Below are 12,197 nucleotides of genomic sequence, written 5' to 3'. Positions count from 1 at the left end.
TAATGATTAAATATCTTCTTTATAAATAGCTAGACCAATTGGATTAAATGGCGTTGCTTTCGCTTGTGTCATCGGAGAGACTGCGGTAGTCGGCAACGTATAACGATATAATTGTGCAAATTCATAACTTGCTGTAATCTCTACCCCGTTAATTGGAATTTCTTTAAACGTCACTGTTTTATCATCTTCATTTAAAACAAAGTCAGTATTAGGAACTAAAGTACATCCACTTAACAACTTAAGTGTTCCTGCTTTAGGTTTATGCTCTAAATGGAAAACTTTTCTCATTCCATTTCCTTTTCCTAAAGATTCACTTGTAACTTCCTTTTCAATTTCCAATTCATCGGCCTGTTGAATATTTTTTGGGTGAACAGCATAAACATCATCTAATTTCCCAACATATCCATCATTAGGATGAACGATATAAATCTGTGACAAATGATATTTTCCACTATAGACAGATGGATTAAATCGACCTTGTCCACTATCAATATCCATATCGTGAGTAATAAATGATAAATAATGTTTTTGATACATTGCACCTGTATATGATTGAGCTAATAATACAGAATCATTTCCATTACCTGTATTTTCTCCGTAGTCTAAATTTGCATTTCCAATTTTTTTATTAGGCGCATAATTATATTGATCCCCGTTACGACAACCACCAATAATTACAGTGTTTTTACGCGGTGCATTATCAAATGTGTACATTCTTCCAATATATAATGGTACAAATAATGCTCGAACAGGACTTGGTGTTGGATCTACACGCATAAACATAACAATACGATCTTTATTTCCATTACCATACATATAAACGACAGAATCACGTTTCCAATCTTTTGTAAAACGGGCTTCTGGTGTAAAACTAATCGGTGTATAAGGCGAAGGATTTACAAAATTAACTGTAGAATATACTTCAGCCATAATACTTTCCATTTTTTGTACGTCAAATGATGTCTTCGCTACTAAAGTATCTAACGTTCCGTCTGCCTTTGGTGCTAGAAAATACACTCCAGAAAATTTAATGTTCTCGGAACTTTTTGGGGCAGTTTGAAATTCAATTGCTGTATCTGAAATTGTATATTCCCCCGGATCGACCATCTGATTATTTCTATAAACCATAAAACGACTTTCATCAAAATTTGAAAATGGCAAATTAAATGATTTTTTTGAACCGGTACCGTTTCCTAAATCACTTTCAGCATCTGATAACTTTACTTCCTTCTCAATAAAATATTGGTTAAACGTAAAGAAAATCATATCATTATTTGGTTCGTATGCATCATTTGTTAATCGATACTCACAGGTGATTTTATCTCCTTTTACAATCGCTTGATTAAAAATAACTTTCCCCGCTTTAGCATCAACTTTATATTTATCCTTTTCTAGTAAAATACTATTTACATACACTAATAAAGAACTTTCAACTACAGGAAATGTCGGAATTTGAAATTCCTTTTTCACTCCATCTCCCATGCCTAGCTTTCCTAATGGAGAATCCACAGGAATAAATCTACCATCTGTAAAATCAGAATCGCTCGTATCATAAGCATTTGCCACTCCAAATCTGCGCCATTCTCCATCGCTACCTAACGATTCAAATAATCGAACATCAATAAATTTATTGATACCACTTCTAATTTTAAAGTATAACTTTCGACTCCATCCTCGCTCTGTAATCATTTTCTCTAATTCAACTGGTAATGTTTGTAAATAAGCTACTTTATCAAACCACATGTTTTTCTCTCCCCTTTACATTGACTTCTCATAAATTCCTAATCCAGCTGGACGATATGGTGTCGCTGGTCTTTTTGTAATTGGCGAAATGGCATCAACATTATAAAAACGATAAATATCAAATGTATCTGGACAAGTATTCTTTCGCACTTTTAACTTATCCCCATTCAATAATCCTAAAGGAGATAGTAAAACCATGTGAGGTAAGAAACCTCGCACACCTTCATCTGGATGAACAACATAAGCACGAGATGTATGAACTCGACCACTATATACCGAAGGATTAAATTGATACTTATATTCATCATTATCATGAGACTGCCAAGCTAGTGGATATTGACCACCATTTACTCCTTTTCTATCAGGCGGCATCTCATTCGGAGCAACATTCCAAGCAATATAATGCGCTTGATATCTAGCCCCTAATCGCGAACGCTTAATAATAACGTTATCAATACCATTACCTGGTGATTTAGGATACGTTTTTAAAATTGGCAAACTATCATTCACATTTCTATATGGTTTCTTATCATTAAAATCAAATGCATGTGAGCTATTTTCTGTACCTGTATCAAATGCTGTCCCAGCCCAAAGTGCGTCACCAATTTGATCATCTTTCGCATAGCTTTCAATTTTACCCATGTATAAAGGTGTAACCGGAACTACATTATTTTCAAATGCAGGTGTATTATCTGCTTGAATTAATAAAACTACACGATCCTTATCTACTTGGCCAGTCACTCTAACTAATGAATCAGGCCACCAATTTGTTTTTACATCAACCCCTTCTAAATTCGGGTTACGTAATGTAATTTTTACAAACGGTGACATCATAACATCCGTATTAGCACTGGTATAATCTATACTTGGATAGCCATTCTTCATAAGAATATCCGTTTTACTCACTTCTACATCTATTAAAATTTTTGTGAAAGAATCATAAGCTACTGCTATCGCTGTCCCATCTTTAAATGCAGGATCTTTTTCAATCATATAAACATAAAAACAGGAACGATCAAGATTTTTACTATATCTTAATTTTGCATCCTTAATAAACTCCGCTTTATCCTCCTCCGTATTAAATTTATACGAAAGATCCTTTTTAGCAATATCCCAAGATGCGATTTGGACTAATCCATACATAGCCCCTTCTGCATTTTTAATAATCGTATGTTCCGCAATTCCAAAACGGTATAATGTTTCATTCACACCAGAATTCCTTAAAATTTCTAATGGATAACCTGCTTTTTGAAACCTTTTAACCTTTGTCCATCCGTTACTAGTTGCTACATTTATAAGATCATCTAAGAAACTTCCTTCTTGAAATACCTTTTCAATAAACGCCACTTTACTTCACTCCTAATCTTTTAAAAATTGATAATTTAGCCAAATAGCTTTTTTCTCTAAAGATTTATTTATATATTCAAAACGGATAATCGCTTTCGCAGGAATTTGTTTAACAACAGAAAAATTGAATCCTTCGGGAACATCTTTCATATAAATTTCATCTGCTATTTTTTCATTATTAATATATAAATTCCAATAATCATTATCGTTATATTTTGATGCACCAATAGAAAATGCAATCATTTCCATATCAACTGGTGCTATAAATTCATTATGATGAATATTTTCATAAACACCTATTCTTCTTCCTTTTATAAAAGGAATTGTTTTGGTTGGAAAGTATGGCGCATCTAATCGGCCACCCGCCATATAATTTACAGCAAAACTCATAATCTCCCTCCCATTACTTCAAAAACTGTAAAGCAATCCATACTTGCTTATTATTAATTCCTTGGTTATGAAATTTAAAAATAATTTTATCTCCAGCCTTTAATTGCATATAGGACATAAGACTTATACCTTCTGGTATTTTTTTTGTATAAATATCCTCACAAACAATACCGTCATTTACAATAAGCGACCATTTATCATCGATTTCATACATAGAACTACTCACGCTAATGGCATAAAACTCCATGTCAATTGGTAATACGTATTCCATCTTATCTTCTGTCCATGCTTTAGAATCCATTATAAAACCTTTCATATACGGAAAAGTTTTCGTTGGATAAAATGGCGCATCTAATCGGCCACCAGCTATATAAGTTGTTTCAAACAAAGGTAATCACCCTTTTTATTGTATTAAAAAATCCCCATGCATCATTACGACACATCGGGAATTGGTAAATCTGATAACATACCGTTACCTTTATTAATAAGCCTTGGTTGTACTCGATCTAATTGTTTATTTGCGTTATAAATTAGTTGAATCTCCATCTTTTTACCTGTTATTTTATGGGATATAATGACCTTTTCAAGTAGTGCTTGTCCATTAAAAACCAAATCGTAGTGCAGATATTTATCTCCATCAACTGCCGATAAACGAGCACCATCACGAACCAGTGTATACCCTTCGGTCATAGCCTCTTTAAAAACATCATTTGGATCGTTACCAGGCATCGGTTTTCCACCGCTGTAAAATTCTCTATCAATTAATCCTTTCATTAAATACATAATAGGATCATATAAGTTCTTTTGCATTATCATAGAATCACCCCTAATTTACCCTTGTAACAGACCAAGTTTTTGCTGGCCTTTGGGTATAATAGTGATCTTTATCTTGATTTACTCGAGGAAATGATAAATCTGGTAAGGAACCATAATCGAACAAGATATTATTCTTGGTATCTAGTACTTGCAAACGGCCTGTAAGAATCCCTTTAGGATTTCGAACCGCTTCAAATACAATGATATTTACTCCATATTCAAGCGAAATATCAACGTATGTAGGATTGTTCCGAATAAAATAATTTTCTTCGACTAATTTATTGTTACAATAAATATTTAATAAATCTCCATCCTCTACATCCCAATCCCAAAGCTTTAATCTTAATGTATCAACATTTACTGTGATTCCTGCTATATCTGTATATGGGGTAGGTTCATACCCATAGTTAACAGATAAATCTAAAGTTTGATAGAATCCATCATCAGCAGAAATCATTGTGTTAATTCCTTTAACAAAGTAGTTCCATTGTTGCCCAGAATCCCTATTATAGACGGAAACCACATCAAACAATTGAATTCGCGGATCCCCTATCACAGCAACTGTTAATGTTCTGAACTTTTGAATCGCTTTTAAATGATAAGCTGCAGCAACTGCCCTTCTTGCAAAGAATGTTGTTGCCCAAGGTACTTCTATCATTTCCTCTCGCAAATCCCCTAAAGAGACATTTTTAAGTAAGAATGAATTAATAAAACCATTAGCATAATCTCCACATTTAATAACAATACTGTTACTAATGTCCTGATCCGTTAATTGCATATCTAAAGAGATAAGGTTTTCGCCTTCTCTAAAACTAAACTTTGCAGGCTCATTAATTGCATAGTCTGGCATTTTCATAAATGTACAACTTCCATCTGGTTCATGTTTAATGTAGTGGAATGTTGTATCTATAATATCCCTTACAATTTCATCCCACTTTTGAAACCTCTTTCCAGTTGCCCCTTCAACAATCCAGCTTTGATTTGTACCGGGAATATTTACCCTACTACCGTGTAATGTAACTCCTGCTTTTTCAAGGAAGAATTTCACTACATCATACACATTTCCAGTCGGTGCAACAATTTCATCTGATCCCGGCGTTGGAATTACTGATTTTTGTAGAACCTTTTTATAAGATGTTGTGCAGGTAACTGATATTGTGCCGCTTTCGGCATTCACCTTTACGTCAGATACAAAACCATGTATATACGGTAAAGCTTCTTCACCATAACCGATAGAAACCTTAAATTCAGTCTGCGGATATAGTTGGTTTGTGTTTGTTACTTCACTGTTGTAAAACCATTCTTGAATGGAAGAAAACTTACCATACCAGTTATCAGGTGCCATTTGCCCATATTCATTAGCAAAGGTAATAGAAAATGTACTTGCGAACTGATCTGCGTTCTCTTGCACTTCCAGGCTTACTACACGATGTTGTATTTGTACATAAGAAGAAGATTCTCTTTTTTTCATATAAACAATTAAATTAGGAGCATTATTCCCCACTTGGAAATAGCTCCCCAACATTCTGATTAAAGAAATAGATCCTTCTCTCACATTCCATCAACTCCAATACCTGCTTGTGACATAGATATTAATTTACACTTTGCTATTACTAGTGTTCCTTTACGTATTGCATCAACTTCATTAGGTGGAATAATACCACCATAGGTACCGTAATCACCTGTAATAATATGAGGGCGATATATTTCACTCATGAACTCACGCCAATGACTGATATCATTGAATAAAGCAGTAAATTCTACTTCACATCCTTTATTACCAGTACTTTGGTAACGAGGATATCCATGCATAACATTGTAATTTTTTAATCCGTTTAAGGATTTAGGCATTTTCGTTTGTTCAATCATTGCAATTGTAGGTATAGGTCCATATGCATGATAATAAACATCGCGCAAATAGGCTACGTCAGAAGAACCGTAACCGATTGTTGTAAATTCAATTGTTTGTGGCCCTGCACCAACAAAAATTTCTCTTGCTTCCCAGGCATAAGCACCTCTTGCTCTAAATTTTTCAATACCATTTACTCGAACAATAAAGTATTTATCTGGTAACATACCATCAGAACCAATAGGAACTTGGGACATAAAAGAAAAATTATATGTCCCAGGCCATGAAAAATTAATAGTATATTTAATTGTACTTTTTAATTCTGTAACATCCCATAAGAGATGATATGAACCAGCTCTTCTATGCAATGTTTTTAATATACTCATACATTACGCACCGCCATTCCCATTAGATCATCAGCAACTACGTTTTGTAGTAATTTTCTCATTTTCACAAAATCCTCTGCAGTTTGCAATTTTTCAACAGCAACTTTGAATGTAGCATTTTGAATTGTAACACCCTTATCAGTTTTCTTTTCAACAGAAGAGTGCCCAGCAAATGGATGTGCAGCTTTTCCAATCATATCAGCAGAATGTGCACCCATTTGTCCAATTCGGGTAGATACATCCGTTACTAGTTGCATCGGTTTTGGTGGAACAACCGCTTTATTTAACAATCCAGAAGCCTTGTCCACAGCCGGGATCATTTTTTCCATCCCTACACCAAGACCTTCTGTAATATATCCGCCGTATTCCATCATTAGACGAGAAGGAGATTTTATACCAAAGAAACTTTTAACTGCTTTTGGTATTCCGTCTACAACGCCTTTAGCTTTATCAACAACCCAGCCAGCCATAGATGTCATACCTTTACCAATACCAGCAATAATATCTTTCCCCCAGCTTACAGCGTCGTTTGCTATCCCCTTAACTATAGAACCAACTTTACCGAATACATCCCTTACTGTATCAACAATGCCGTCAAACGCTCCGACGATAGCTTTTTTAATTGCTGCAAAGTTACTTACTATGAAATCTCTAATAGCACCAACAACACTAAATATTGTGTTTTTTATCTTATTAAAGTTATCCACCACAAAGTTAACAAATGTCCGAACAGCAACTATTATTGTTTCTTTAATAAAATTCCATGCGGTTACAATAATAGACTTTACGATATCCATTACAGTCGTAATTGTGTTTTTTATAAAATGAAATGCTGTAACCACAAAATTCTTTATAGTCTCTAATACAGTTATAAAAACTGTTTTAATTACATTCCAAATCGTAGAAATAACCATCTTTATTCCATTCATTACAGTTGTAATTATGCTATGAATTGCTTGAAACACACTACTTACAACTGATTTTAAGAAGTTTAATACAGTCGTAAAAATTGCCTTTATTCCATTCCACACTGTAGAAATGACGGTTTTTATCCCATTCATCACAGTCGTAATTATGCTGCGAATTGCTTGAAATGCACCACTTATAAATGTTTTCAAAAAGTTTAGCACCGTCGTAAAAACTGTTTTTATAATATCCCAGCCAGTTTTAAAAATATTTTGCCATGTTTTAATAGCAGTAGAAATATAGCTTTTAATAAATTCTAAAGCAAACTTAACAACACTTTTTATTACGTTTAGCACTGTATTAAATATCGTTTTTATTAAATTCCAACCAATTTCAAATGTCTTTTTCCATATGTTGATATACATTGTAATTACAGTAGTAATTATTTTCCATGCCCCGCTAAGTATTTTATCTATAAACGATACCGCAGATTGGAATACTTTTTTTGTTCCTTCCCAAAAACTTGAGAAAAACTTTGACAAGCTATCCCATACTGACTTCGCAACTTTAACGATAGCATCCCAGGCTTTAGAACAAATATCACTGATCCATTGCACTGCCTGCTTTGTATATTTCACAATTGAATCCCAATTTTTATACAGCACATATACTAAACCAACCATTAAAAGTATTGCAATGCCCCATGGACTTAATACTAATGAAAACATTGATTTTCCAAGACCAGTCAATATCTGTGCGAACTCACTAAAAACTTTAATTAGTTTTAAGGCATCTTTAATAATCGCCGTAATTGCACCCGGTATTTGCATTAATGTTTTAACTATATTTACAAGGCCACCAATGATTTCACTCGCCTTAGATATAAGACTAGAAACAGATTTGATTAACTCAACCGTTTGCTTCAACGATGGTATTACTATATTGGAAATCTTCACGACTTGTTGAGCGATAGGTTGAATAGTTCCAGCCAAACTCTTTGCATCTTTTTCAGTTAACCCAAGCATATCCTGTAGTTTTTTTTGAGAACCTTCCACATCGGTAGCAAATTGTAAAGCTTTGCTATTGACTTGTTCTATAGGTTTTGTAACTTTATTTGAAATAGTGTCACCAAATGTTTGCATTTGCTTACTAATATTCCCAAGAGAATCTGCTGATTTTTGGATTTTTTCTTGCATTGTATTAGAGGCTTTTTGCACTCTCTCTTCAAACTTTTCTACACCTTTATATGCCTGATCCGCTTTGTTACCAATCTTCCCAAAAACATTGGTCGCCCCGTTACCAATTTTTTGAATTTGGCCATTTATTTGATTAAGTACTTCTGCTGGTTTTTGAAATTTTTCTTGTATGTTCTTAGAAGCCTTTTGTAAACTTTCCTCAAACTTTGCTAAATCCTTATAAGCTTCATCTGCTTTAATTCCAATTGTACCAAACAACTGGAATACTTCTGTAAACATTCACTCCCCCCTTTCTAACTAGGAAGTTTTTTATTCCTGATCGTCTTCAAACTGAAACTCTGCAATCAGCTTATTTGCATGGTCGATACATTCCTCTTTGGACCAAACTTCCATAGTCTCATTTTCTTCCCCATCCGACGTAGATTCCGTAAGTCCAAAAGCTTGCAAATAGTCCTGAAAAGTTGTTCCTTCTTCTAATTGCCTTGTTTGAAATCCAATAAAGGCCATTTTTTTCCATTCATTTAATTCTTCTTGCTGCTCTTCCTGACTAATAAAAGAAAATAAGTCCATTAAACGAGAATACGGTATGGATAAGACATAATCATCTGTCCATCCATACCGTTTTTGGACTTTATCAAAAGCCCTTAGCATATTTTGCTCTGTTTCTTCTATGTATTTATTAGAGTCATTTTCTACATTTCTTGTTTGTTCCACTTGAGACTTTGAGATTTGATTAGACCCTTGACCTGATTGAAAAAAGACATTAAATCTTCACTTTCTAATAATCCTTCAATAACTGCTACCATAGCTTCTGGTGGTAACTGATCGAATTCTTCACGCTTAATCTGTAATAGACTAGAGAAAAATTCCGAAAACTCATCTTCACATTCCGGAATCATAGACAATAATTGAAAGACAAACTCTAAACCCTTTTCTTTTTTTAGTTTTTCAATTTCATTTAACTGTTCTTGTTGCTCTTCATTCATTTGGGCCAATTGAATTTTTTCATCAATTTCATTCTTTTCTTTCCCAAACTCCATAAAATCAGTCATTGCATGACGACCAACTTTAGAAATAATCTTAGTAAAACGCCAAACATCTTTTACATTTAAACGTCTCATCTTCATCTTCTGACCTGAAATTGTAATTTCTGTACTATTATGCATCATTTTTTCTAGCATTGTTGTCATATTCAATATCTCCTTTTATAACCTAAAAATAAAACCTACAACTTATTTACTTGTTGTAGGTAATTTAGGTGCTTTTTTCTTTGGTAAATAAATTTCATAAGGGGGTGTATTAGGCGAACTTTCGCTATAATGACCAATAAATTTGCATTTAAGTCCTACAGTTCCTTTACCATCTTTTAAATCAATTTCTACAGAAGAAACTACCATTGCATTTCGGATAACAAAAATAACCGGAATATCACTTCCTGAAACTACACCTACTATTGCAATATCATTATAACTTGCGTCTTTAATTTCATTAGATGGTTTTACAATGTTATAATCATTATCAGTCGTACTATCTACATCTACACCTGGTAGAGCTAACTCTAAATTTTCTTTCGTAAATTCTACAAGTGTAACCTCCATATGTGGTTCATCTTTTAATAGCCATTTTCCGCGAACTAGTTTTCCTAAAACACCATCAATATCAGCATCATAGTATTCTCTAGTAAACCCCACTTTACAGCCACCTGTAGTAGCTCCTAACATCTCACCTAGGTCTTTTACACTTTTAAAACCTTTATACATTACACCCGGTCCAATAACAAAATTATCAGTTGTACCCTCACGTACACCATTAATAAGCTTCCAACTCATTTTTTTCCCTCCTTAATATAATTCCATTCTTCCTACCCGTACAAGAAACTTAATACTAATATGAATAATTGATGGATCTTCATCTGGAACTGTAATACTGCCTGCTCGATGAATTGTAATAATACCAGAATCTCTTAACAATCCCGCTTCTCTGTCTAACAAATGTTCTATTCGCCTTGAAATTACATCCGCTTTTTCATAATCACCTTGGCCACAATATATATCAAAAGTGAGGATCATACGATCAATTACCTCTATATCATCCGGATTATTAGATTCAATTCTCATTACCACATAAGGCATTTTCATATCATTTTGTGCAGTTTGAAATGTTAGAGCGGGCTCTCCTTCATATTTCGATAGATTACTTTGCACAATTGTATCTTTCTCAATAATATTTCTAATTGTTGCAATCGCTTTTGTCGTCATTGTTCTCCTCCCAATGTCCTTTTTAATTCACCACGCTCTTTTTCAAACGTTTTTAAGAAAAAAGGTCGGGCTTCTACAGTACTTGTACCATTTTCGACATACACCGCTCTTTTTAATTGACTTCCAATCGTTCCTACTACTTCGTTATCTGTAATATGTAAGCCATATTTAATAGAATCTTGTAATTCTCCCGTTCTAGAAGCAAATGTCTCTCCTGGTTTTGAAGCAATATATGTGCGACTTGATCGTGGAATTTTATACTTCACACCATTGTGACTACCTGATACTGTTTGTTTCATTTCTCGTTGCAGTTGATTGCAAGCACTTATAATTCTTTCTACCATCATTTTATTAAGTTGTTCTTTAACCTGTTCTACATTACGTGTAACCATGAATTCCGATGTATTCGTCATTTTATTCCAACAACTCACAATACAATTCAATATGGTGATTTAAAAATGATGGATTTCTTGGTTCTCCTCTTACCTCAAATACATAATCATGAAAATAGATTACATCATTTGTATGGATGTTATGTTCTGCAGAAGTATAAATTTTAAAATTCGGCTCAAAATTTTGTTTATTTCTTTTTAACCTTTCATTATCTACCGCTGTGTGTGTTGTTACACGACACTTCATTCTTTCATAAATAATGACAGGCTCTTCTTTAAAATTTCCTGCCGGCTGTTTTACCTTTTGATTCCTTTTCACAGTTACTTCATGTATATATAATTCTTCCATATCTAATGTTCACAGCCTATTCTTTCATTCATAATGCTATTAAAGGGTTTCTACTTCGGTATTTTTTTAATACTTTTAAAATCTTTTTATTAACAGTTTCCTCATCTAGCGATTCAATATTTATTTCATATGAATAATCTCCGATATTTGCTGATTTTTTCATATTTTCATATTGTAGATTTGTTCGAATTACCGCATAACACGTCATATCGATGATGCATTTTTTCATTAAAGTCAAAAGCCCATCATAATCTTGTATGGTATACTCAAATTCATATAATTGATTCTCACTTAAACCATATACAGTGCAACCATCAGAAAAAACTGAACTGGTAACTTCTTCTCCAGAGCCAATATGGATTACCTTGATCAAATTTTCTGCTCGAAAAGAAAGCCAAGCCAATTTACTTGTTCTAACTTTCTCTTTCATTGGGTTACTTGGCTTACTTCTCAAATAGTTTTTAGTAATCAATTCATATTGACTTATGAGCTCCTGGATTACCGTATCGGGCATTCGTTGAACATTTACCCTGTTCTTTATGTCCTGTACAGTAATTTCCATCTT

15 protein-coding genes are annotated in these 12,197 nt (G+C 33.6%); all 15 read right to left on the bottom strand.

Features of this window, described 5'->3' with window-relative positions:
- Window positions 1-6: 6 nt before the first annotated feature.
- The 15 genes from ACTFRU_RS20830 to ACTFRU_RS20760 are packed head-to-tail and all read right to left on the bottom strand — an operon-like array spanning window position 7 to window position 12,194.
- The gene (locus tag ACTFRU_RS20830; RefSeq protein ID WP_426937746.1) at window positions 7-1,743 is read right to left on the bottom strand and encodes a hypothetical protein; all 1,737 of its coding nucleotides are present in this window, start codon (window positions 1,741-1,743) and stop codon (window positions 7-9) included.
- A 15-nt stretch (window positions 1,744-1,758) separates the two neighbouring features.
- Window positions 1,759-3,090, bottom strand: coding sequence for a hypothetical protein (locus ACTFRU_RS20825; RefSeq protein WP_139849282.1), 1,332 nt, complete (start codon window positions 3,088-3,090; stop codon window positions 1,759-1,761).
- 12 nt (window positions 3,091-3,102) lie between these two features.
- Window positions 3,103-3,480 carry a hypothetical protein gene (locus ACTFRU_RS20820; RefSeq protein WP_000006644.1) on the bottom strand — a complete coding sequence of 126 codons (378 nt, stop codon included), beginning with the start codon at window positions 3,478-3,480 and terminating at the stop codon, window positions 3,103-3,105.
- 13 nt (window positions 3,481-3,493) lie between these two features.
- Complete coding sequence (locus ACTFRU_RS20815) at window positions 3,494-3,868, bottom strand: hypothetical protein (RefSeq protein WP_000464270.1); 375 nt, start codon at window positions 3,866-3,868, stop codon at window positions 3,494-3,496.
- 44 nt (window positions 3,869-3,912) lie between these two features.
- Window positions 3,913-4,296: a hypothetical protein gene (locus ACTFRU_RS20810; protein WP_069603979.1), complete on the bottom strand. Its 384-nt coding sequence runs from the start codon at window positions 4,294-4,296 to the stop codon at window positions 3,913-3,915.
- A 10-nt stretch (window positions 4,297-4,306) separates the two neighbouring features.
- The gene (locus ACTFRU_RS20805; RefSeq protein WP_001206668.1) at window positions 4,307-5,851 is read right to left on the bottom strand and encodes a hypothetical protein; all 1,545 of its coding nucleotides are present in this window, start codon (window positions 5,849-5,851) and stop codon (window positions 4,307-4,309) included.
- Window positions 5,848-6,531 (bottom strand): hypothetical protein, encoded by a 684-nt coding sequence (locus tag ACTFRU_RS20800; RefSeq protein WP_000025596.1) that lies wholly within the window; start codon window positions 6,529-6,531, stop codon window positions 5,848-5,850. The genes ACTFRU_RS20805 and ACTFRU_RS20800 overlap by 4 nt, the downstream gene beginning before the upstream one ends.
- A complete protein-coding gene (locus ACTFRU_RS20795; RefSeq protein WP_440037795.1) occupies window positions 6,528-8,912 on the bottom strand; it encodes a phage tail protein in 2,385 nt (794 codons plus the stop codon). The genes ACTFRU_RS20800 and ACTFRU_RS20795 overlap by 4 nt, the downstream gene beginning before the upstream one ends.
- A 30-nt stretch (window positions 8,913-8,942) precedes the next feature.
- Window positions 8,943-9,347, bottom strand: coding sequence for a hypothetical protein (locus ACTFRU_RS20790; protein ID WP_000438521.1), 405 nt, complete (start codon window positions 9,345-9,347; stop codon window positions 8,943-8,945).
- Window positions 9,326-9,823 carry a hypothetical protein gene (locus ACTFRU_RS20785; protein ID WP_048538563.1) on the bottom strand — a complete coding sequence of 166 codons (498 nt, stop codon included), beginning with the start codon at window positions 9,821-9,823 and terminating at the stop codon, window positions 9,326-9,328. The genes ACTFRU_RS20790 and ACTFRU_RS20785 overlap by 22 nt, the downstream gene beginning before the upstream one ends.
- Before the next feature lie 42 nt (window positions 9,824-9,865).
- Window positions 9,866-10,462, bottom strand: coding sequence for a hypothetical protein (locus ACTFRU_RS20780; RefSeq protein ID WP_016513545.1), 597 nt, complete (start codon window positions 10,460-10,462; stop codon window positions 9,866-9,868).
- A 12-nt stretch (window positions 10,463-10,474) separates the two neighbouring features.
- Window positions 10,475-10,891 (bottom strand): hypothetical protein, encoded by a 417-nt coding sequence (locus ACTFRU_RS20775; protein WP_000208342.1) that lies wholly within the window; start codon window positions 10,889-10,891, stop codon window positions 10,475-10,477.
- On the bottom strand, window positions 10,888-11,304 hold the full coding sequence (locus tag ACTFRU_RS20770; RefSeq protein WP_002153798.1) for an HK97-gp10 family putative phage morphogenesis protein: 417 nt from the start codon (window positions 11,302-11,304) through the stop codon (window positions 10,888-10,890). Before ACTFRU_RS20770 ends, ACTFRU_RS20775 begins: the two co-directional genes overlap by 4 nt.
- 1 nt (window position 11,305) lies before the next feature.
- On the bottom strand, window positions 11,306-11,632 hold the full coding sequence (locus ACTFRU_RS20765; protein ID WP_000392019.1) for a hypothetical protein: 327 nt from the start codon (window positions 11,630-11,632) through the stop codon (window positions 11,306-11,308).
- 28 nt (window positions 11,633-11,660) lie between these two features.
- Complete coding sequence (locus ACTFRU_RS20760) at window positions 11,661-12,194, bottom strand: hypothetical protein (RefSeq protein WP_000406978.1); 534 nt, start codon at window positions 12,192-12,194, stop codon at window positions 11,661-11,663.
- Window positions 12,195-12,197: the final 3 nt, after the last annotated feature.

It is taken from the genome of Bacillus cereus group sp. MYBK220-1 (assembly GCF_051916445.1).
In the GTDB taxonomy this organism is placed as follows: Bacteria; Bacillota; Bacilli; order Bacillales; family Bacillaceae_G; genus Bacillus_A; species Bacillus_A cereus.
Note: the sequence above shows the minus strand (reverse complement) of the source record. Positions and strands in the feature narration are given on the sequence as shown.